This is a genomic window from Mesorhizobium sp. WSM4313, assembly GCF_002294725.1.
In the GTDB taxonomy this organism is placed as follows: domain Bacteria; phylum Pseudomonadota; class Alphaproteobacteria; order Rhizobiales; family Rhizobiaceae; genus Mesorhizobium.
The window spans coordinates 780189-802241 of the sequence record NZ_NSFT01000001.1 but is presented as its reverse complement, the minus strand read 5'-3'; the positions used below and the strand labels follow the sequence as shown (position 1 = coordinate 802241).

Sequence of the window (22053 nt, the reverse complement as noted above, 5' to 3'; positions counted from 1 at the left end):
GGCCCGCAACCGCCAGTGCGCCCGGTCTCCTTACAGTTTGCCGGCTTATCCAATTTCGGCGTGTGACGCGTGACACGGAACGTCTGTCCGCCACCTGCCGATTTCGGTCAGCCACCACAGAAGGAGACGACGCTTTGATCGAGCACGCACTTATCCTACAATTTCCGTCTAACGAGAGGCGGAATCGTATCATGGCTACAAATGGCGCGGACGACAGGAACCTGCCGCGCCTGGCGCGCATCGACCCGAGCCACTTCGATCTGTTGTTCGGCGGCTGCAAGCTTGAGCGCTATGCCGCCGGCCAGCATTTATTCGTCCAGGAGGACGCTTCCGACCGCATCTACGGCGTGATGAGCGGCACCGTCGAGATTTCGATCTATTCGCCCGGTGGGCAAAAGCTGGTTGCCAATATCGAGCTGTCGCGCAGCCTCGTAGGCGAGATCGGAGCCCTGGATGGGCGCCCGCGCACGGCGACCGCCATCTGCCTAACGGCATGCGAGCTGGTTTCGCTGAGCCGGACACAACTCTTTGATCGCATTGAGAAAAACCCGTCTCTGGCCCGCGCGATGATCGAATTGCTGTGCACGCGGCTGCGCTGGGTCAGCGGCGAGCTGGGCGACCAGGCCTTTTTCGGTATCGAGGCCAGGCTGGCAAAGCGGCTGGTGTTCCTGAGCGGCGTGATGGCAGACGCTGCCGGCTGGATTCCGATTTCGCAGTCGGAGCTCGGCGAATTCCTCGGCGCTACGCGCGAATCCGTCAACAAGACGCTGAACGACTGGCGCAGCCGGCACATGATCGCCATCAAGCGCGGCGGCCTGCGCATCACCAACGCCGCCGCGCTGAACCAGATCGCCGAATCGCAGGACGACGACTGAGCGAGCTCGACGCCTTCGCCGTAGCTTGCTCGGCGCCCTCGCCATAGTCCGCTCGGAAGCTTCGCCATTGCTCTGCCGGTTCGTCGCTTTCGAGAAACAACGAACTGCTTTCAGCGCACCCGGTCAGAGTCGCGAGATAAGATAGCGCAGCGCCGACCGGCTCGGCATGAAGAAATAGCCGCCGCCTTTCGTGGTGACGAACTGCGGCACATCCTTGAGCACCGTGACCTTTTCCCAGGATGGGATCGAGAACCGGCCGCCGCCGCCCCGCGCGCCGATCGTCGGATCGGTCTCGCCGACAAGACCCTGGAACGAGTTCGACGAGACCCAGGTTTGCTGGATGAATTCGTACTGACGCTCGATATCGGCATTGAGGCACATGAACAGGAGGCCCTTCTCGGTCTTCCCGCCCTTGCCCTTCTTCTCATAGGTGCGGCCGACGCGCAGGATGCGGTGGCGCTTGCCGATCCTGATCTGCGTCTCGCGGTCCTCGCCAAGCGAATCGCGCGGGTTGGACCGGCGTATGTGGGAGCCGAGCGGACAGGCATGCCCCTGCGGATCCTCTGCGCCCAGCGCGAAATCATTGTCGATGCCACGGCCCGGGCGTCCGTTCGGATTGCGCACCAGCGAACTGCCGTCCTGCCAGCGACCGAGCATCTTTGCCGCCACCCAATGCGGTGTGATGGCGGCGTCGCCAGTCTCGTATGCTGCCTGCGTCGCGGCCTTCCTGCAATAATCGTCGAACAGTTCGACATGCTGCTCGAACTGGCGCAGGACGAGGAAGGTGCCGTTGCGGCCGAAATCGCGCGGCGGAGGCGGCTGCCCCGGTATCTGACGGTTGCGCCGCACCTGCGACAGGATGCCGGTTCGGTCCAGCGCCGCGTCCACCGACGGCGAAGCCGGGTAGAAGCCGTGCTCGTCGCGGTAGCCGAACAGGAACTCGCCCGGTGCCAGCAAATGCATCGGCGCGGCTCCCTTGGCGGCGCGCGACGTGCCCCGAACGATCGGTTGCGAGATGCCGTCCACAAAGCCGAAATGCTCGACCGCCCGCTTGCCGTCGCGCCGAACCATCAGCGGCAGTTCGGCGGCCACGGACATCCCCGCGCCTGTCGTCTGTCGCTTCATGGCCGCGATCTCCGCCTTCAACGCGGCCGGCGTCCCGGCATAGCAGACGATGACGACGTCGACAGGATTTTTGGGCGAGCCCCACTGCCATTTGTCGGGGGCGTCGGGACCGGTGTCGTTGAGGATGCGGCTGCGCTCGGGCGTTCCCATGCCTTGGCGAAAAGCGACAGGAAACGTGTCCAGCGGCTCGTCATCGACGCCGCCCTCGAGCCCCAGCCGGCGCAGTCCGTTGGGGCCGAACGCCACGGTCATGGCGCGGCCGGCAGGCACGCCGTCGCCGAAACTGGTTTTGTCGATGACGGAATCGAGCCACGCCTTGCGCTTCCTTGCCGGCAATCCTTCCGGCACCCCGATCGCAAGCATGTGTGCATAGCCGAGCGCGCCGAACGGACCGAAGAAGATCGACTGGATTTCTCCGGATTCCAGTTCTTCGAGCGGCGCGGACGGCGGTTCAGCCAGGCTGGTCGCGTCCGCCGGCCGTGCTTGCGGGCGCGGCAGCGAACCGAACAGGCTCAGCCAGTCGCGCGCCTCGTTGCCGGTGGCCGATGCGATGCCGCGCCTGATCCTGGAGTTGATGCGGATGCGCGGTGTGTTGAGATGCGGATAGGCGCTGTACCAAAACAGCGTCGGCACCTGCTGGCGCCGCGCCCAGCGTTTGAAACGATCGCCGTCGCGCGCGCCGTCGAGGAACAGCCAGCGCGTGCGCGGATAGCCTTCGGTGTTGCTCCACACGCCGGTCAGGCCGGCCGAAGCCTTGGCGATGAAATCCTCCAGATAACTTTCCCAGCTGCCGCCGTAATTGGAGAAGAATACCAGTCTGTCGGTGCCGGGCAGCAGCACCCAGCGGGCGAAATGAATGGTGTTAATGGTGGCGAGGAAACCAGGCCTGAACACTTTCTGCGCCGATATCGAGATGAGATAGAAAGAGAGCCGCAGCGCCAGCCGCCGCAAGATCCCGGGCTTCATCGTCGAAATCGCCGTCAAATTGTTCTGCGCGGCGTGGTCCTCCTTGGCGAGGATCTTTTCGAGGGCGCTCACATCGACAGGCGTGTTCGCCGGCCGGTCCTTGTCCTCGAGCCGCCGCAGCGCCAGGAAGCAAAGGCCGACCAAAAGGACGAGGATAGCCAGCAGACCGAGCACCGTCAGCAGAAGCGCGGCGCCGGCGATAGCGATATTGGCGAAGGTGACGCCATGCGGGTTCCCGAACACGAGCACATAAGTCATACGCCAAAAGGCGAGAACGACGATCGCGACGGTGGCGAACATCGCCGGCGTCAAAAGCGTCGTTGTCAGCGCGCGCGACCAGTGGCCGGGCGGCCTTTCCAGCAGGCTTTCGGCTGGCTCGAACGCCCAACCGAATTGCCCGAGGCAGCGGACATGCCGGCGCGCCTCGGCCAGCACGTCCATCGCGTTGCCGGCGCCCACGCGCGGCTTTTCGGCGATCTCGCGCACGCTGTCGGCCAGCCGCGCCTCGGCAAGGATGCGGCGTACGGAATGGCCAGGCGTGCCGGAAAAAACCAGCCCGGCCGCGCTGCCGAAGGAGGGCGATATCTTGATTTGGTTCTTCTTCAGGAAGTCCTCCAGCGAGCCGCCATCCGGTAGGCCGCAGACATCCCTGAAGATCGGCCGCAGCCGATACCCGATCGATTGCGCAAGGGCAGCAATGACGTCGTCGGTGCTGCCGTCGCCGGAGATTTCGAACACCAGCGCGCCGGTCTCGACCCCCGTCTTCTTGTCCCTGCCTGTGGGAGCGACGGCCAAGCTGGTGAAATGTATGGTGGCGACCTTGTCGAGTGCGGCGCTGATCTCGCCAATCGCGGGATTGCCGAGGTCGGCGACCTTGTCGCGCACCGCATCGAGCGGCACGGCGCGGGTGATCGGGCAGACAACCGTCACCATCGACTGGTCGGCGGTGCGGCAAAGCGGCGGGCGCTCGAAATCGACCTTGAGGCTTGCCGGATAGGCGCCGACATTGACCATCTTGCCGGCCCTGCCCTGCGCGCGGGCGAGCTTCGGTTTGCCGAACAGCGCGCGGATGCATTCGCCGATCTGGATGCGGGCGATCTCGGCGCCGATGCACAGATGGATGCCGTAACCGAAAACCATGTAGTCGCGATACGGGCGCGACGTATCGAACTCGTTCGGCCGCTGCACGATCTCCGGATCGAACATTGCTGAAAGCGTCGCCGGCATGACCACCGTTCCGGCCTTGACCAGGCGCTCGCGGCGCGTGCCCTTGCCGATGACCGCGTCACGCCTGGTATAGCGCCAGGGCCCGATCCAGATCGGCTTGAAGCGCATGGCTTCCATGATCGCCCGGTCGAGCTTGTCGGTGTCGCCGGCCGCGATGGCCTCATCCACAGCCTGCCGCGCATCGGATCGCGACAGGATCACATCCAGGCAATTGCTGCCGGCAAGCACATTCGTCGGCACAAAGCCCGCGACCATGCCGAGCATGATGGAATGAATGTCGGGCAAGGACAGGCGCCCTTGGTCCATCAGCGCGACGAGGCGGGCAAGCGGCCGGTCGTCTTTGCCCGCTTTCTCCCTGACCGCGGCGATCGATCGGTTTATGACCTTGATCAGCCGATCGCCTCCGACCACGGCAAGCTGGCGCGTGGTGGGACTTGCCGTCGGATCGGAAAAGAACAGCGCGCTGAGCGCGATCGACCAGTCGGCGAACTCGGTTTCGTCGTCGATCTCGAGGCCGAAATAATCGCGGCAGATGCGAACCGGCACGATCTTCATCAATCCGGCGATGGCATCGAAGCCGGGGCTGGCGCGGGTCATGATATCGTGCGAATGGCGCTCGGCGATCGGCCTGACGGCGGCTTCGACCTCCGCCGGCGGGAACGCGCTCAGCACCGCCGATTTCATCTGCCGGTATGCGGCGCCGTCCTGCATGCCGAGAATGAAATTCGAGCCCCGGGCGAGTTCGGCCATTTCCGGCCCGTAAGGCGTTTCGAACTCGTCGCCCCGCTCCAATATGTCGCGAACGTCCGCGCCCTTGGTGACGAGCAGGAAATTGCCGAAGCCGAGATTCGGCCAGAAACGGCGCAGCAGCGCCAGCAGCCAGCGCGGATCGCTGAGAAGAAAGCCGGCGATGCGGGAAGCAAAGCCGCTCTTGGAACGCAGCCGGTTGATGTCGAACGGTGGCATTTCGGCGAGCGGACGCTGGCTCTTCTGAGCGGCGCGGACGGCGGCGAAGTATTTCAAAGTGATCATCGCATTCAAGCCCCCGGCTATCCACGTCAATACGATGCCGGCATTGTCTGGCCTAGGTTTGCATCGGTCCGGCGTATGTGAATTCGTTCACAGTCATTTGTTGTCGGCCCCGGCGATCATGCGGCAGACTTGGCCTGATCGAAATTGCCGATCAGGAAATTGTTCTTGGCTGGGTCCACGAATGGTATCCAGCGTATCCTCTGCTCGGAAAAATCGGGGTGCCTGGTCATGAAAATCGCGAGTTCATGCGCCGCCTCGTCGCGCCGACCGCTTCTCATCAGGGCGCCTATCTTCAGGAATCTTGCGTAGAAGTAACCTGGCGACAGGTTGAGCGAGCGCTCGGCGGTGGCGATCGCGGCCTGCCAGTCCTCGACGAAGCAATAGGCCGCGGCCAGTTCCCCCAGATTATGGAAGCGATAGAGGTCGAACGGGCTCAATCGGTCAGTGTCGAGGAAGAAGGGGATCGCGCTGGTCGCATCGCCAAGCAAAAGGTGTGCGCTGCCCATGGCCGAGCGGGCGAAGGCGAAGCTCGGATTGATGTGGATCGCTTCGGCAAGATGCTCGGCCGCCAATGCCGGCTGGCCGCGCATGATGTCGGCTGCGCCGAGATAGGCATGCGGACGCGCATCGAGGCTGTCCATCAGCAGCGCCTTGCGCGCAAGCGTCTCGACTTTCTCCAGATCGTCGCTGTCGCCGAAGCGCAGCCATGCCCTCCAGAAATACCACCATGCGAGCTCGTTGAGCACGGCGCTCGAATTCGGATCTTCCTGGTAGGCCTTGTCGAAGAAGTCGAGCGCGATTTCGGTATCGCGACGTGTCCGCCTGTTCATGTGCCAGCGGCCGCGCCTGACCAGTTGCCAGGTCTCGAGGCTTTCCCATGGCACCTGGAACGTGCGCGCCTGCTCGGCGCGGTCGACCTCCTTGTCGAGTATGGAAACGATCTCGCTGCCGATCTGGTCGCGCAGGCTGAAGATGTCGACGAGATCGCGGTCGAAACGTTGCGACCAGACCAGGCGCCCGTTCGAGGTATCGGCGAGCGACGTGTTAAGGCGGATCTGCCTGTTGGAGCGCGCCAACGTGCCGCTGACGATGTAGCGGGCGCCCAGCGCGTTGCCGATGAGCCTTGTGCCGAGGCTGTCATCGCGAAACTGGAAGCTCGATCCCTTGGCGATGACCGATAGCCAGCGCGTGTTGGAAAGACCGTAGATGATGTCCTCGGCGATACCGTCGGCCATATAGCCGACATCGGGTTCGCTGCCATTGCCCTGGAACGGCAGCACGGCGATTGCCGGGGGGCCCTTGGCGATCGCCCTGGAATGACCGGGCGTGGCGGGAATGGAAGCGAAGGAAGCGGTGGCGGCAGGGCCGTTGCCGCCGCGACCGGCGATCAGGACCCGCACCGGCAGGGCGATGTTCTTCAGGCTGAACTCGCCGAGATCGGTGAAGACGGCCGCCGTCTTGTCCTTCACGTGATGCCACGTCGTCGCCGAGATGGCGACGCCGTCATGCGGCGCGAATTCCTGAAGCCTGGCCGCGATATTCACGTCGTCGCCGTAGAGACGGCCCTCCCGGACGATGACGTCGCCGGTGTTGATCCCGGCGCGAAAAGGCATGCGCATGTCCTCGGCGACCGCGGCATTCAGCGCCACGATCCGGGCCTGGAAATCGAAGGCTGCCCGCAAGGCTTCGATTGGATTGCCGAATTCGGCCATGATGCTGTCGCCAGCATCGCCGAACGTGCGCCCGCCAAATGCGCCGCAACTGTCGGCGATGATGTCGCGCCTTTCCTCGAAGGCGGCAACAGCCAACTCGTCATCGATGCCCATAAGCCTCGAGAATCCTACGGCGTCGATTGAAATGATTGTCGCAAGCTGACGGGTATAGTTCCGTTCAGCCATGATTGAGCCCCCAGTCCCGCTGCAGTCCAGAACGGGCGACCTGCGCTCAAAGAAACGCGTCGCCAGCTGCCGACGGAAATCCTCGGCAGGCCCGGCGCACTGTTGCCACCCTCTTATGACCAGAATTCTATCAGGGTCTTGCCGAAAGCTCTACCACGAACAGCTAATATGGCGAATTCACCCTCCGGCGCATGGTCAGTGGTTCATTACATCAGGAGACACATCCAAAGCGCGACTTTACCAATTGTAATTATTACATTTTCTCCGCCAGGCAATATCGGCCGGCTCCTGCGGCCGCATCGAGGCATGCGCCGCAAAAGTCGGTTACTGCGGCGCTGCGGAACCAACCTGCCTGCGCGCGAGTTTCTGACGGCACTGACGCCGACGAGATTTGAGGGCTCTCATGCGCACTGTTGTTTCAGCAACCGGTATCGCTTTCCTGCTTATCAGTGGACAAGCCTTTGCGGCGGACGACCAGCCACTGCCGTCGCAAAATGCCAAGAAGCTCTCGGAGATCGTCGCCAAGGTCGAGCACCGCACCGACTTCCGCTATGTGAAGGAGGTCGAATGGGATAGCGACGGCTATACCATCACCTACTACACGACGGACAAGGCCAAGGTCCAAATCACCTACGATCCCCTGACCGGCGAACCCAAATAGGCCGCGTCCGCCTGCGGCCATTCCGCCCGGCCTACTAGGGGCAAATGGACCCCTGCCCGATCCCCGGCATCTGTGCGTTAGAGCATTATCCCGACAAGTGGGAACCGTTTTTCAGAGAAGATCGTCTCCAACAAGAGTTAGATCGGATGGCGATTCAACGAAACATCATCCTGATCTTGCGCCTGAATGCTCATGTGCCGCGTTCCCACGCGACGGACCGCCCTTGCATCGTCACAGCTTTGGTGGCTGACTGCCCGCCATGATTGCGGGCACGGGGGTGCATGGCAATGGTTGGCTACGTCCTGAAGCGCATCCTGATGGTGCTTGTCGGCTATCTGGTCGCGGTGCTGGTCGGGTTGATCGCCGTGGTGGTGATCTACGCGATATTGAGTTCGCTGCCCAATGCTCCGGGTTACTTCGAGCTTATGGCGTTCACGCCGGTCGCCGCGCTGGTGGTGCCGCCGCTCGGCATGTTCATCTACTTTCTGACGATCGTCCTGACGGGTATGCAGACGCTGGTCTTTGCAATGATCGCCGAGTTCTTTTCGCTGCGGAGCTTCTGGCTGCATATGCTGTTCGGCGCCGCTGCCGCGGCAGCCGGTTTCATGCTGATCTGGCCGGACGCCGCCAATGATCCGGAACGCTGGGCGGACATGGGCATCATCGCCGGCAGCGGCCTGGTGGCCGGCCTGATCTATTGGCTGATCGCCGGGCGCAACGCCGGCTTGCGCCGGCCGTTGATCAAAGCAATTCCAGGAAAAGTGTGAAGCGGTCAGCGGCTTCGCCGTATCCTTCCGTCCGAAATTGCTTGAGAGTAAAAAGCGCTCAGCTTGACGGCGTGCGCACCGCTTCGGTCGCGTCGAGCGCCTGCATCAGCTTGGAATCGCGGCCATAGACGTCGTCGAAATACTCGACCTTGCCGGACATGTCCGGCCATGCGGTGAAATAGGCGACATAGACCGGAATGACGCGCGTGACATTCTCGGTCGAATGGCCGTGCTTCAGCTTCTCGGCGATATCGTCGACCGTGGTGCCCAGCACGGCGGCGGCCATGCCGCGCGGATCCTGTAGCCGCACGCAGCCATGGCTGAGCGCGCGCATGTCGCGCTCGAAGAACGACTTCTGCGGCGTGTCGTGCATGTAGATGGCATGCTTGTTGGGGAAGAGGATCTTCAACTCGCCCAGCGCATTGGCCTCGCTCGGCTGCTGACGCACGCTGAACGGAATGTTGGCGCCATAGGCACCCCAATCGACCGCCGCCGATGGGATGCGCTTGCCGCGACTATCCGTCACCTCATAGCCGGCGCGGTCGAGATAGCCCGGATCGCCGCGCAGTCTCGGCAGCATCTCGTTGACAATGATCGACTGCGGCACGCCCCAATAAGGATGGAAGTCGACCTGCTTGATCTGATTGTAGAAGAAGGCGGTCTGGTTGGTGACCCGGCCGATGACCGCGCGGGTCTTCAGCTTCTCCTCGCCATTGTCGATATAGCTGGCGGTGAAGGCGGGCTGGTTGATGAAGACGCGCGGACTGCCGAGATCAGACGGCATCCAGCGCAGTTCCTCGAGCGCGACCTTGACCTTCTCGACCTTGTCCGCCTTTGAGGCGCCGGCCAGTGAAGCCACCGTGCGCGGGCCGATGACGCCGTCGCCCTTCATGCCGGCGCGCTGCTGTACCGCCTTGATCACCGGCACCAGCTCGGGATCATAGAGCTCGCTATTGCCGAGCCTCGCGAGCACTTCGCCATAGCTGCCACCCATCTCGTCATCGAGATTACGGGAAATAAGCGTCAACAATTTCGGCAATTCCGGACTGCTTTCGCCGGGCTTGAGCAGGAGCTTGGGATCGACGACGATCTCGTTTTCCTCGCTCGCCTCGAGCGCTTCCAGCTCGACGCGCAGCGCCTGGTATTCGGCATTCTGCGGGTGGCGCGATTCGAGATAGGTGCGGACCTCCTGGGTATGCGCCAGCGTCTTCAGCACGCCTTCAAGATCGATCGGCTTGGCCGGGAAATCGTAATAGCCGGTCATCCGGTTGGGATCGACGCGGCCGCTCTGGGCATCATGGGCATAGCGCAGCACGCGCGCCGACAGCGCCATCTCGAAGCGGACCAGTTCCTTGGTCCGCTCTTCCGGTGTGGCGGCGGAATTGGCGGCTGCCGGGACATTGACGGAGTAGTCGGCCGGCGTCAGGCCATAACTCGCCGCCTCCCCCAGGACGCGCACTGCATCCTGCGCCCGGCTGTTGGGGGTATTGTCGCTCACCCAGATGAAATCCGGATTGGCCGAATAATAGGCGATCAGCGCCTTGGCGATATCCGGCTCGGCAAACAGCTCATAGTCGCTCAAACCAGCAGCGGCATCGCGGAAGCTGTTGCTCGTCACCGACGGGACAAAGGCGGCGTCCTGAGCGGTCGCGGCCTGCGGTGCCGGCAGCAGCGATTTGAAATCGACCCGCACAAGCTTGTCGGCCCTGTAGGTGTTATAGGTCGGGCTACTGATCCTGACGCCGCCACCATCCTCTCCGGCCGGCCGCACCTTGCGCGGCTTTGGCGGCGGCGGAAACTCGCCTTGCGGGCTGTGCCGGATGCCGCCGCCGAACAGCATGTCGAACAGCCCTTGCGCGCTTGCCGACTGCTGCCCGAGGGCAAGAGTCGCCGCGACCGCGATCGGCAGGACGGCTTTTTTGTTTCCGAGGATTTTCATGCTTCACCCGCACCGGTTGAAACCGGTTCCCGTTCCACGCCGCTGGACGGTCCCGCCCTCCGCAAGGCGGATGTATGACGTGACTATACCGATTCATACTGATTTCGTTAAGCTTCCATAAATTTTCGGAGCCGTGTTGCAGAACGGTTTCACATCCTTGTGAGACCTAAAACGAGCTGGCCGTTCCAAGTGTTCCGACACCCGGGACAATCAGGCGTGGCGTTGCCGATAGGCGAAAAAGTCACATAGGTACGCGGGCAGCGTTTCGAGTGGACTGTCGTCAAGCAGGAATCACCGGCGGATTCGACGGCCGCTCTGTGCGGCACGGCCAAGACGTGACAAACCACGGTCTTTGTGATCGAAATTTCGGCGGCCTCGAACCACGGCCTGGAGGATGTGCAGTGAAGAAGGGATATCGCCAGCTTCTCGACGAGGCGAATGCCGAGATCGAGGTCGTGTCGCCTGAGGAGGCAGCGGGGCTGCTGGAGGATGAGGACACGATCTTCGTCGATCTGCGCGACCCGCGCGAGGTCGAACGTGACGGCAAGATCCCCGGCGCCAAGCATGTAACGCGCGGCATGCTGGAATTCTGGATCGATCCCGAAAGCCCGTATCACAAGCCGTTCTTCGCCAGCGGCAAGACCTTCGTCTTCTTCTGCGCCGGAGGCTGGCGCTCGGCTTTAGCCACCAAGACGGCGCAGGACATGGGCCTGACGCCGGTCAAGCATATCCTCGGCGGCTATACCGCCTGGAAAGCAGCGGGCCTGCCCGTAGAGCCGGGGCAGAAAAAGAAGGCGGACTGATAGGCGATTAGTGCAGGGCCGTTTCCCGCTGCCCAGTCACAAAGCCGACCGCGCGCGCGACGACGTCCCTGTCGGTGAGGATACGCCGGTGGCCAAGCCCCTCGGCCCAATGCAGGTGGACATGTTCGCCGGCGCCCGCATAACGCTTCGCATGATCGGCATGGACTTCGCGATCGTCCGGCGCGTGGATGATCAGCGTCGGCACCGACGCCTCCGCAAGCTGGCGGTCGCCGGTGAATTCGCTGAGCGGACGCCCGGAGAGGTATCTCACCCTGTCCGCCATGGCGACGCGCGAGCGCGGCCCGACATTCATCATATCGCTGAAGTCGTCGAAGATTGCAGGCAGCGAGCTCGGCGCCGCAATCAGCACCAGCTTTTGCGCCGCAAGCGACGGCATGCCCTTGACCGATGCGGCAACGGCATTGGCGGCAATCGCGCCGCCGAAGGAATGGCCGACGACGGCGGCAAAGGGGCCGAACCATTCGCCGGCGACCCGCGCCGCGTCCACGGCAGTCACCATGTTGAGATGGCGGCCGAGCGAATGGCCATGCCCAGGCAGGTCGAGCGAAACAACCTTGTAGCCGGCGCCGCGAAACCCTTCGATCAGGGCGCGCATATATTCGGTACGCGAGCGCCAGCCATGAATGACGAGCACCGTGCCGCGCGACTCGCTGCCCGGCTCCGGCCGGAATTCATGCACTGCGACGCAATCGGTCCTGGTTTTCAGCCTGTGATGGCGCGCCTCGGCCATGAAGGCTGAGGCACGCTCGACGGCTCGGCGTTCGCCGTCGCTCAAGGTCTTGACGTTTGGTGTGCGGCAAAACAATTCGAAGGCGGCACGGCCGCTAAGACGCGGCGCAACATGCTCGGCCGCGCCGAAAACGCCCCGGATGACCTTCATTCCAAATGATGCCATATTGGCAGTCCATCCATTCGTTCAAGCATGAACATAATAGTTCAAAGATGAACATTAAGCAAGAGCTACCCTGGGACAACCCTCGCTTTCGCAACTGGGTTGCGGTGGCGCGCGCCTGCCATGTGCTGGAGCGCACGCTGGCGGTTAAGCTCGGCCCGCTCGACCTTAAGCCGGCGCAGCTCGACGTGCTGATGAACCTCTACCGCCACCCCGGCATGTCGCAGCACGACCTTGCCCGCAAGCTGCTCGTCGGCCGCTCCAACATCACCATGCTGTTGCCGCAGCTCGAGGCCCGCGGGTTGCTGCGTCGCGAAGGCGACGAGAAGGACAAGCGGGTGCTGCGGCTGAACCTCACCGAGGCGGGCGAGGCCCTGCTGATGAAGGCCCTGAAGGTTCACATGGCCCTGATCGAGAAGGCGATGAGCCAGTCGACGCCGGAGCAGTGCGACATGATCGGCGAGCAAATGCGCAAGATCGCCGACGTGCTGAAGGAAGCCTGAGCGCGGGTTTGATGCGACTACCTCAGGTGTGCTGAGATTTCGGTCAGGCCGAATCGAAAATGGCGGGATTCCGAGAACCGGAGCGGAGCGTACCTAAAGTACGTGAGCACCGGAAGCGCAGGGACCCGCCATTTGCAGGCCGGCCTCACCGAAATATCGGCGCACCTGTCACCACATCGTCTTCTTCGCTCTTTCCGGCCATTCCTCGTCGTACTTCTGGCCGTCGATGTTCTTGCGGCTGGTGATCTCGAGAATCCTGCCGGGTGTCGGCAGCGATTTCGGATCAACATGCCTGGCCGGGTTCCAGAGCTCGGAACGCACGATGGCGCGGGCGCATTGGAAATAGACCGTGTCGACATCGATGACAGTGACCGAGCGGGCCGGCTTGCCGTCGACCGTGAAAGATGCGCAAAGCCCGGCATCGGTCGTGATGTGAGCGCGGCCGTTGATGCGCAGCGTGGTGCCCGAGCCCGGCACCAGAAAGAGCAGCCCGACGCGCGGATCGCGAATGATGTTCTTCAGCGAATCGGCGCGATTGTTGCCGCGCCTGTCGGGCATCATCAGAGTCTTGTCATCAACAATGCGCACGAAGCCGGCGAGATCGCCGCGCGGGGAGCAGTCGAGGCCCTCGGGCCCGCTCGTCGCCAGCGCCACGAAGGGCGAGGCCTCGATGAAGGCGGCATATTCGGGAATCACATGGTCGAGTTCCTTGACGACCGAAGCCTCGCCCGGCAGGCCGTAGAGGACCTCGAGCTGTTCGACGGATGTGATGCGCGACACTTTTTTCGCCTCCTGACCTTTTGCCGGCGCTACTCCATGTCCATGACATCTTGACGACAGCCGACATTGGATTGCCACGCGCCGGGCTAGCGATCCCGGCTCAGTCCCTTCTCGGCCAACTCGGTAAGATAGGCGTTCCAGCGTTCGTCCTTTTCGTGGCCAAGCGTATGCAGATAGTTCCAGGTGAAGATGCCGGTGTCGTGGAAATCGTCGAAGGTGATGCGCACCGCATAATTGCCAACCGGCTCGATCTTGAGGATCGCGACATTGCGCTTGCCGGGCACCGTCACGCGCTGCTCAGGCGAATGGCCCTGCACTTCCGCCGACGGCGAAGCCACGCGCAAAAACTCCGCAGGCAATTCGAACGGTTGATGGCCCGGAAAGGTCACCGTCAGCAGCTTGCGGTCCTTCGAGACCCTGAGTTCCTTTGGCGCGGTCATGACTGTCCTGTCTAGAGCCGGATTATTTCAGGTCTGTTCGACCTGAAATCTGAATCCGTCACTAAGTCAAAGAGATAGAACATGATGTCGTCCGAAAAACCGCTTCACACTTTTCAGCATCATGCTCTGGGTTGCCCCCTTTCCTAAGCCGCTTCACCAGATCCGGAAAGACCGGTGCCAATGCATGTCGCCCAGAAGTGGGCAGCGGTTCTGAGACAAACGACATGCATCCGACAAAGACTTTTAGCCAGCCGACACGCGATGTCGGCCGGGGAATGTTACCAAAGATCAAGACCGTCTATCTTGAATGCGGCATTGGATCGTATCACATAGCTGTATATAACGGTGCCGCTCAGGCCATGGGAAACGTTTGCAAATGGACATGATCGACCCCTTCGGTCGCACCATCAGCTATCTGCGCGTGTCGGTCACCGACCGCTGCGATTTTCGCTGTACCTATTGCATGGCCGAGGACATGACCTTCTTGCCCAAGAAGGATCTGTTGTCGCTCGAGGAGCTTGACCGGCTCTGCACCGTTTTCATCGAAAAGGGCGTTAGGAAGCTGCGGCTGACCGGCGGCGAGCCGCTGGTTCGCAAGAACATCATGCATCTGGTGCGCCAGCTGTCGCGGCATCTGGAGAGCGGCGCCCTGGAAGAGCTGACGCTGACCACCAACGGCTCGCAGCTGTCGCGCTTCGCCGCCGAGCTCGCCGATTGCGGCGTCAAGCGCATCAACGTCTCGCTCGACACGCTCGATGCCGAGAAATTCCACCAGATCACCCGCTGGGGCAATCTCGGCAAGGTGATGGAGGGCATCGATGCCGCGCAGAAGGCCGGGTTGAAGATCAAGCTCAATGCGGTTGCGCTGCGCGACTTCAACGACGCCGAAATCCCCGAGCTGATGCGCTGGGCGCATGGCCGCGGCATGGATCTCACCCTCATCGAGACGATGCCGATGGGCGAGATCGAGGCCGACCGCACCGACCAGTATCTGCCGCTGTCGCTGCTGCGCGCCTCGCTGGAGCGCCAGTTCACGCTCTCCGATATTCCTTACAAGACCGGCGGCCCGGCCCGCTATGTCCATGTCACGGAGACCGGCGGCCGGCTCGGCTTCATCACGCCGATGACGCATAATTTCTGCGAAAGCTGCAACCGCGTGCGGCTGACCTGCACCGGCACGCTCTATATGTGCCTTGGCCAGGAGGACGCCGCCGACCTCAGGGCGCCGTTGCGCGCCACCGAAGGCAACGAGCTGCTCGGCGAGGCGATCGACGAAGCCATCGGCCGCAAGCCCAAGGGCCATGATTTCGTCATCGACCGCCGCACCAGCCGCCCATCGGTATCTCGGCATATGAGCGTCACCGGCGGCTGATTTTTTCTGCGATTTGGTGCAGGATCACCTTCGGTCATCGACCAAAGGGGGATCATGAAACGTCCGCAGCGCATCGGTTGGTCGTCGGTAGCGGCCATCTTGTCCCTGTCGACAGTCATGGCGGCGACCGCGATGGCCAAGCCCTTCACCTATGTGAATGCGCGGTTCGGCCAGTCCTGCACTTTTCCCGACGACATCTTCAACAAGCCGATGCCCGAGCCGGAAAATGGCGACGGACAGCAATGGCTTAGCGCCGACGGCGCCAGCCTGACCTGTTCCGGCATCTACAACATCGACAACGACACGCCGCAAGCTTTCGTCGTCCAGGAGAAAGCCAGCACCGAACCGGGTTACAAGATCACCTACAGCAAGACCGGCAAGAATTGGGCGGTGCTCTCCGGCACCAAGGACGGCAACATTTTTTACGAACGGCGCCTGTTCGGAAAGGACGACGTCATTCGCACCGTCTGGATCGAATACCCTGCCGCGCTCAAGTCAAAATACGACCCTTTGGTCGGCTCCATCGCCAAGACCCTGCGCGGCCCTTGAGGTCAGACTGGCCGCACTGAAAATAAAGCGCTGGCGTCGCCTTCCGGCCGATTTACCGCCGACCTTTTCCAGCCTAGCCTTCGCGCGCGATTATCGCTCTAGGGGGAGTGCACATGCGCACATTCATGCTTTCACTTGCAATGCTTGGGATTGCTTCCGTATCGGCCGCGGCTCAGTCGATCGGCGGCACCTACACCGTCGCCGGCACCAACTTCGATGGCTCGAAATATGACGGCGAGGCAACCATCACGCTGACCAGCGACACGACCTGCACGATCCACTGGGAAACCGGCGGCTCGACCTCGGACGGCATCTGCATGCGTAACGACAATGCATTTTCCGCCGGCTACGCGATGGGTAAGGAGATCGGTCTCGTCGTCTACAAGATCGAGAAGGACGGCTCCCTGCACGGGCTGTGGACCATCGCCGGCCAGAACGGCAACGGCACCGAGGTGCTGACGCCGAAGTAAGCGTTCCAAAGCTCGGCAAATCGATCTCACGGGCGACGCAGAAATTCGTGGCCCATTTCTTTGCCGTTGCTGTTTTCCGGCTGCCTGCTAGACGGCTGAATTAAAATAGTCCGGAAACGCCCTTGCCTCTCTCGCCAAATCTGCGCGGCGCGCTGTTCATGATCGTGGCCATGGTCGGCTTCACCTTGAACGACGCGATCACCAAATTCTCGTCGGAATCGATGAACATGGCGCAGGTCATGCTGGTGCGGGGCGCCTTCGCGTCCTTGTTCGTCGGCCTGCTCGCCTGGCGGCGCGGCGCGCTTGCCAATCCGGCGGCCATGCTGCAGCCGATGGTGGCGACGCGCGTCGCGGGCGAAGCCGGCGCCACGGTATCGTTTCTGATCGCGCTTGCGCATTTGCCGATCGCCAACGTCTCGGCCGTGCTGCAGGCGCTGCCGCTGGCGGTGACCATGGGCGCGGCGCTGTTCTTCGGCGAAGGCGTCGGCTGGCGGCGCTGGCTTGCCATTGCCATCGGCTTCACCGGCGTGCTGATCATCGTGCGGCCGGGCTTCGAGGGCTTCAGCGTCTACTCGCTGCTGGCATTGACAAGCGTCGCCTGCTGCGCGGTGCGCGATCTCGCCACCAAGCGGATCCCCGACGCGATCCCGACCATGCTGGTGTCGGCGGCGACCGCGCTTGCCATGACGGTGCTGGGCGCGCTGCTTTTGTCGCCGATGGGCGGCTGGACGCCGATGAGCGGCCGGGCGACCACGCTTCTGGCGCTGGCGGCAGTACTGGTGCTCATCGGCTATCAGTTCATCATCATGGCGATGCGCTCGGGCGACATCTCCTTCATCGCCCCGTTCCGCTACACCGCGCTATTGTGGTCGATCCTGCTCGGCCTCGTCATTTTCGGCGATATCCCCGATGCGCCGATGACTGTCGGCGCCGCCATCATCATCGGCTCGGGCCTCTATGCGCTCTACCGCGAGCGCGTCGTCGGCCGGCAGCAACCTGCCGCCGAAAGCGCTGGACCCGACATGGCACCGGACGGCATATAGGCGCAATGGACCGAAGTGTTGCGGGGATCATTCTGGCCGGAGGCCAGTCGCGCCGGATGGGCGGCGGCGACAAGCCGCTCCTTTCATTGGGCAAAGCCAGGCTGATCGACCATGTCGCCACGCGACTGAGGCCGCAGGTCGCCACACTGGGGCTCAACGCGAACGGCGATCCGGCGCGATTTGCCGGCATGGGCCTGCCGGTGATCCAAGATACGATGCCGGGCCATGCCGGCCCGCTCGCAGGCATTCTCACCGGCCTCGAATGGGCGACGACGCAAACAAGCTGCCGGTGGCTGGTGAGCGCCGCCGGTGACACGCCGTTCTTTCCCGACAACCTCGTCGAGCGCCTGGTGGTGGCAGCGCTCGATCGGCCCGGCACGATCGCCGTCGCCAGCTCGGACGGCAGATGGCACCCGACCTTCGCGCTCTGGCCGCTCGGCCTGCGCGACGCCTTGCGTCATTTCCTGGTCGACGAGGACGACCGACGGGTTTCCGCCTTCATGGAGCGGCACGGCCATGTCGAGGTCGAGTTCCCCATGATCGAGGCTCGCGGCAAAAAGATCGATCCGTTCTTCAACATCAACACACCGGACGACCTTGCGGCGGCGGAGCGTCTGTTGCAAAGCCTCGGGCCATGAGACGCGTATTCGGCATCACCGGCTGGAAGAACTCCGGCAAGACGACCCTGACGGAAAAGCTGGTCACAGAGCTGGTGGCGCGCGGCTGGACGGTGTCGACGGTGAAGCACGCGCACCATGACTTCGACATCGACAAGCCGGGCGCCGACTCCTTCCGCCACCGCCAGGCGGGCGCGACGGAAGTCGCCATCGTCTCCGGCCGGCGCTGGGCGCTGATGCACGAATTGCGCGAGGAGAACGAGCCGACGCTGGACGACATTCTGGCGCGGCTGTCGCCCTCGGACATCGTGCTGGTCGAAGGTTACAAGCGCGAAGCGCATAAGAAGATCGAGGCAAGGCGGCTTGAAGCCAAGGATCGGACGCCGCTTTCGGCCAACGATCCCAACATTGTCGCGGTCGCCGCCGACTTCACGGTCGAAGGCGAAGACCTGCCGGTTTTCGACCTCGACGACACGAAATCGATAGCCGACTTCATCGAGCGCAGCACAGGTCTCGTGGCTCAGACCAAGTAACGCAGCGGCACGTCCTGATTGTCGTTTGCCGTTGATTTGCAGTTGCTTTTTTCTCGCAAAGAGTGGGAGTATCCGCCCCAGCGGGCGGTCGGGAAACGACCGACCACAAGAGCCGCACGGGACAGCGGCCATGACAATATGAGAGGATTATCATGCGTATTGCACTGCGTATCGCGCTTGCCGCTTCGGCCGCGCTGCTGACACTCGGCGTCGCCCAGGCTCAGGAAAAGACCCTCAGGATCGGCACCGAAGGCGCATACCCGCCCTTCAACAACCTGACCTCGGACGGCCAGCTGGTCGGCTTCGACATCGATATCGCCAAGGCGCTCTGCGACGAGATGAAGGTGAAGTGCACCTTCGTCGCGCAGGATTGGGACGGCATCATCCCCGCGCTTCAGGCCGGCAAGTTCGACGCCATCGTCGCCTCGATGTCGATCACGCCCGAGCGCCAGGAAAAGGTCGACTTCACCCACAAATACTACAACACCCCCTCGGCCATCGCCGTGCCGAAGGATTCACCACTCAAAGGCGTGACCAAGGAAGACCTCGCCGGCAAGACCATCGGCGTCGCCACCACCACCACGCACTACAACTATGCTTCGAAGACCTACACGGACAGCACCATCAAGGGCTATCCGAGCAGCCCGGAGGAGCAGGCAGACCTCGCCAATGGCCGTCTCGACGCCATCGAGGACGACATCGTCGTGCTGCAGCAGTGGCTGGATTCGCCGGACGGCGCCTGCTGCAAGATCCTCGGCCAGCCCTCGCCGCAGCCGGTCGAAATCTTCGGACCGGGCGCCGGCATCGCCGTGCGCAAGGGCGAGACCGATCTGGTCAACAAGCTGAATGAAGCGATCGACACCATCCGAAAGAACGGAAAGTACAAGGAAATCAACGACAAATACTTCAAGTTCGACGTCTATGGCGCCGAGTCCTGATCGATAAGCCAAGGGCGGTGAGGCATCCCTCGCCGCCCTTAAATCCTTCCGGGATCGCCACGGAGACACGACCCGTCAATGCCGGCCCAAAGCATTTGGACACTTCTCAGCTGGGGACCGGAGGGCTGGAGTGACGACATTGCCTCTGGCGTTCTGGTCACCATCGCGCTGGCGCTCGCCACACTGCCGATCGGCCTAGTGATCGGCTTTTTCATCGCCTTTGCCAAGCAGCATGAAGAGCCGTCGCTCCGTCTTGCCGGCAACATCTACACCACGGTCTTTCGCGGCCTGCCGGAACTGGTGACGCTGTTCCTGTTCTTCTTCGGCATGCCGCTTCTGCTGCAATATCTCGTCCGGCTGTTCAATCCGGACGCAACTATCGACGTCAACAGCTTCGTCGCCGGCATGATCGTGCTGGCGCTGATCTTTTCCTCTTATGCCAGCGAGGTCTTCCTCTCCGCGTTCCGCGCCATTGCGAAAGGCCAATATGAGGGTGGCTACGCCATTGGCCTGTCGACATGGCAGACGATGCGGCTGGTGATCCTGCCGCAGCTGATACGTATCGCTTTTCCGGGCCTCGAAAATTGCTGGCTGAGCCTGCTCAAGGACACCTCGCTGGTTTCGGTCGTCAATCTCGCGGAGACCCTGCGCCAGTCCGGCGTGGCGGCGCGCGTCACCAAGCATTCCTTCCTCTTCTACAGCGTCGCGGCGCTGATCTTCCTGGCGCTGGCCGTCCTGTCGTCGATCGCCACGAGCTACATCCTGCGCTACCTCGGACGGAGGGAAGCGCAATGAGCGTCAGCCAGGCCATCGTCATCGACAAGCCGCCGCCGCAAGCGCGCGGCTGGCCGCGGGTCCGCATCCTCGGCTACGCGCTGGTCGGCATCTGGATGCTGTTCGGCGCCGGCATCGTCGCCTATCTGGTGTATGCCTGGAACGCCGAATTCTTCGCCAGATATGCTCCCGCCTATCTGCAGGGCCTGGGGACCACCCTATCGCTGGTGAGCATTTCGATGGTCGTTGGCGCGCTCCTGTCGCTGCCGGTCGCCTATGGCCGCATGTCGAAGAACCCGACCCTGTCCGCGCTTGCCTATTGCTACGTCTATTTCTTCCGCGGCACGCCGCTGCTCGTGCAGACCTACCTGGTCTATTACGGCATCGGCTCGTTCCGGCCTGAGCTTGAGACGGTCGGGCTGTGGTGGTTCTTTCGCGAGGCCTTCTATTGCGGCGTCTTTGCCTTCTCGCTCAACACCGCCGCCTATCAGGCCGAGATCCTGCGCGGCGCCATCGAAAGCGTGGCGCGCGGCCAATGGGAAGGTGCGGCCTCGCTCGGACTGCACAGATTGCAGACGCTGCGCAAGGTGATCATGCCCCAGGCGATCATTGTCGCGCTCAGGCCCTATGGCAACGAGCTCATCCTGATGATCAAGGCCTCCGCGATCGTCGCCATCATCACCGTCTACGACCTGATGGGCAATGCCAAGCTCGCTTATGCGAAATCCTTCGACATCCAGGCCTATATCTGGGTGGCGATCGTCTATCTGGTGATGGTCGAGATCCTGCGCCACGGCGTCGAATGGATCGAGCGCCGCATCACCGTCCATCTGCATCGATAGATTGCGGCCCGGCCGCCTGCACCAGTCGATGCAGCGCTGCGTGCCTTGACGAATTTTTCGCATGGCCTAGACCTTCCGCCACTGGAAACTGTGTTTTGTTGGAAGGCAGGTCTATGGCATCGGTTGCATTTCTCGGTCTTGGCGTCATGGGCTATCCGATGGCCGGGCACCTCAGGAACAAAGGCGGCCATGACGTCACCGTCTACAACCGCACCAAGGCAAAGGCCGAGCGGTGGGTGGCCGAGCATGGCGGCAAACTGGGGTTGACGCCGGCCGAGGCAGCCGAAGGCAAGGAATTCGTCTTCTCCTGCGTCGGCAACGACGATGATTTGCGCTCCGTCACGACCGGTGCGAACGGCGCCTTCGCCGCGATGAAGAAGGGCGCCATCTTCATCGACAACACCACCGCCTCGGCCGAGGTAGCGCGCGAGCTTGACGACGCCGCGCGCAAGGCGGGCTTCTCCTTCCTCGACGCGCCGGTGTCAGGCGGCCAGGCCGGCGCCGAGAACGGCGTGCTGACCGTCATGGTCGGCGGCGATGAGGCCGCCTTCGACAAGGCCAGGCCCGTCATCGACGCCTACGCCCGCATGGTCGGCCTGATGGGATCGGCTGGCGCAGGCCAGTTGACTAAGATGATCAACCAGATCGCCATCGCCGGCCTCGTCCAGGGCCTGGCCGAAGGCATCCATTTCGGCAAGAAGGCCGGCCTCGACATCGAGAAGGTCATCGAGGTGATCTCCAAGGGTGCTGCCGGCTCCTGGCAGATGGAAAACCGCCACAAGACAATGAATGCCGGCAAATACGATTTCGGCTTCGCCGTCGATTGGATGCGCAAGGATCTCGGCATCTGCCTGGCGGAGGCCAATCGCAACGGCGCCAAGCTGCCGGTGACCGCCCTGGTGGACCAGTTCTACAAGGATGTGCAGGACATGGGTGGCGAGCGCTGGGACACGTCATCGCTGCTGGCGCGCCTGGAAAGATAGGTG

The 22053-nt window shown here is 62.7% G+C and carries 21 protein-coding genes; 15 read left to right on the top strand and 6 right to left on the bottom strand.

Translation table 11 applies throughout. The features are described 5' to 3' along the window. The first annotated feature begins 191 nt into the window (after nucleotides 1-191). Nucleotides 192-875, top strand: a complete 684-nt coding sequence (locus tag CK219_RS04005; protein ID WP_095765414.1) for a Crp/Fnr family transcriptional regulator — start codon at nucleotides 192-194, stop codon at nucleotides 873-875. Nucleotides 876-998: 123 nt separating this feature from the next. Here CK219_RS04005 and CK219_RS04000 read toward each other — a convergent pair whose 3' ends face one another. Together CK219_RS04000 and CK219_RS03995 are read right to left on the bottom strand one after the other, a co-directional pair. Next, nucleotides 999-5225, bottom strand: coding sequence for a cytochrome P450 (locus CK219_RS04000; RefSeq protein ID WP_095765413.1), 4227 nt, complete (start codon nucleotides 5223-5225; stop codon nucleotides 999-1001). A 116-nt stretch (nucleotides 5226-5341) separates the two neighbouring features. Further along, nucleotides 5342-7123 carry an adenylate/guanylate cyclase domain-containing protein gene (locus CK219_RS03995; protein ID WP_095765412.1) on the bottom strand — a complete coding sequence of 594 codons (1782 nt, stop codon included), beginning with the start codon at nucleotides 7121-7123 and terminating at the stop codon, nucleotides 5342-5344. 403 nt (nucleotides 7124-7526) lie between these two features. On the opposite strand from CK219_RS03995, the gene CK219_RS03990 reads away from it, so the two are divergent. After that, nucleotides 7527-7784, top strand: a complete 258-nt coding sequence (locus CK219_RS03990) for a PepSY domain-containing protein (protein ID WP_095765411.1) — start codon at nucleotides 7527-7529, stop codon at nucleotides 7782-7784. Nucleotides 7785-8065: 281 nt separating this feature from the next. Beyond that, complete coding sequence (locus CK219_RS03985; protein ID WP_095765410.1) at nucleotides 8066-8551, top strand: hypothetical protein; 486 nt, start codon at nucleotides 8066-8068, stop codon at nucleotides 8549-8551. A gap of 58 nt (nucleotides 8552-8609) precedes the next feature. Here the strand turns inward: CK219_RS03985 and CK219_RS03980 are convergent, their stop codons facing one another. Continuing rightward, a complete protein-coding gene (locus tag CK219_RS03980) occupies nucleotides 8610-10490 on the bottom strand; it encodes a murein L,D-transpeptidase (RefSeq protein ID WP_095765409.1) in 1881 nt (626 codons plus the stop codon). 401 nt (nucleotides 10491-10891) lie between these two features. Here CK219_RS03980 and CK219_RS03975 point away from each other — a divergent pair, with 401 nt between their 5' ends. Beyond that, nucleotides 10892-11293 carry a rhodanese-like domain-containing protein gene (locus CK219_RS03975; RefSeq protein ID WP_095765408.1) on the top strand — a complete coding sequence of 134 codons (402 nt, stop codon included), beginning with the start codon at nucleotides 10892-10894 and terminating at the stop codon, nucleotides 11291-11293. 7 nt (nucleotides 11294-11300) lie between these two features. Here CK219_RS03975 and CK219_RS03970 read toward each other — a convergent pair whose 3' ends face one another. Further along, complete coding sequence (locus tag CK219_RS03970; protein ID WP_095765407.1) at nucleotides 11301-12209, bottom strand: alpha/beta hydrolase; 909 nt, start codon at nucleotides 12207-12209, stop codon at nucleotides 11301-11303. Between the two features lie 47 nt (nucleotides 12210-12256). On the opposite strand from CK219_RS03970, the gene CK219_RS03965 reads away from it, so the two are divergent. Further along, nucleotides 12257-12709 carry a MarR family transcriptional regulator gene (locus CK219_RS03965; protein ID WP_095765406.1) on the top strand — a complete coding sequence of 151 codons (453 nt, stop codon included), beginning with the start codon at nucleotides 12257-12259 and terminating at the stop codon, nucleotides 12707-12709. Nucleotides 12710-12877: 168 nt separating this feature from the next. Here CK219_RS03965 and CK219_RS03960 read toward each other — a convergent pair whose 3' ends face one another. Together CK219_RS03960 and CK219_RS03955 are read right to left on the bottom strand one after the other, a co-directional pair. Then, nucleotides 12878-13489 carry a pyridoxamine 5'-phosphate oxidase family protein gene (locus tag CK219_RS03960; RefSeq protein WP_095765405.1) on the bottom strand — a complete coding sequence of 204 codons (612 nt, stop codon included), beginning with the start codon at nucleotides 13487-13489 and terminating at the stop codon, nucleotides 12878-12880. A gap of 86 nt (nucleotides 13490-13575) precedes the next feature. Next, entirely contained in the window at nucleotides 13576-13929 is a 354-nt protein-coding gene (locus CK219_RS03955; protein WP_095765404.1) for a DUF971 domain-containing protein, read from the bottom strand. Nucleotides 13930-14305: 376 nt separating this feature from the next. On the opposite strand from CK219_RS03955, the gene moaA reads away from it, so the two are divergent. From moaA to CK219_RS03905, 10 genes are all read left to right on the top strand, one after another. Next, nucleotides 14306-15301, top strand: a complete 996-nt coding sequence (moaA, locus tag CK219_RS03950; protein ID WP_095765403.1) for a GTP 3',8-cyclase MoaA — start codon at nucleotides 14306-14308, stop codon at nucleotides 15299-15301. Between the two features lie 54 nt (nucleotides 15302-15355). Continuing rightward, a complete protein-coding gene (locus tag CK219_RS03945; RefSeq protein WP_095765402.1) occupies nucleotides 15356-15850 on the top strand; it encodes a hypothetical protein in 495 nt (164 codons plus the stop codon). Between the two features lie 113 nt (nucleotides 15851-15963). Continuing rightward, the gene (locus tag CK219_RS03940) at nucleotides 15964-16320 is read left to right on the top strand and encodes a hypothetical protein (RefSeq protein ID WP_095765401.1); all 357 of its coding nucleotides are present in this window, start codon (nucleotides 15964-15966) and stop codon (nucleotides 16318-16320) included. Between the two features lie 122 nt (nucleotides 16321-16442). Further along, nucleotides 16443-17363, top strand: coding sequence for a DMT family transporter (locus tag CK219_RS03935; RefSeq protein WP_095765400.1), 921 nt, complete (start codon nucleotides 16443-16445; stop codon nucleotides 17361-17363). 5 nt (nucleotides 17364-17368) lie between these two features. Next, nucleotides 17369-18001, top strand: a complete 633-nt coding sequence (mobA, locus tag CK219_RS03930) for a molybdenum cofactor guanylyltransferase MobA (RefSeq protein ID WP_095765399.1) — start codon at nucleotides 17369-17371, stop codon at nucleotides 17999-18001. Further along, nucleotides 17998-18513 (top strand): molybdopterin-guanine dinucleotide biosynthesis protein B, encoded by a 516-nt coding sequence (mobB, locus tag CK219_RS03925; RefSeq protein WP_095765398.1) that lies wholly within the window; start codon nucleotides 17998-18000, stop codon nucleotides 18511-18513. Before mobA ends, mobB begins: the two co-directional genes overlap by 4 nt. Nucleotides 18514-18665: 152 nt before the next feature. Then, complete coding sequence (locus CK219_RS03920) at nucleotides 18666-19451, top strand: ABC transporter substrate-binding protein (protein ID WP_095765397.1); 786 nt, start codon at nucleotides 18666-18668, stop codon at nucleotides 19449-19451. A 78-nt stretch (nucleotides 19452-19529) separates the two neighbouring features. Further along, nucleotides 19530-20246 (top strand): ABC transporter permease, encoded by a 717-nt coding sequence (locus CK219_RS03915; protein ID WP_095765396.1) that lies wholly within the window; start codon nucleotides 19530-19532, stop codon nucleotides 20244-20246. Beyond that, on the top strand, nucleotides 20243-21067 hold the full coding sequence (locus tag CK219_RS03910) for an ABC transporter permease (protein WP_095765395.1): 825 nt from the start codon (nucleotides 20243-20245) through the stop codon (nucleotides 21065-21067). The genes CK219_RS03915 and CK219_RS03910 overlap by 4 nt, the downstream gene beginning before the upstream one ends. A gap of 113 nt (nucleotides 21068-21180) precedes the next feature. After that, nucleotides 21181-22050, top strand: a complete 870-nt coding sequence (locus CK219_RS03905; RefSeq protein WP_095765394.1) for an NAD(P)-dependent oxidoreductase — start codon at nucleotides 21181-21183, stop codon at nucleotides 22048-22050. Nucleotides 22051-22053 lie beyond the last annotated feature (3 nt).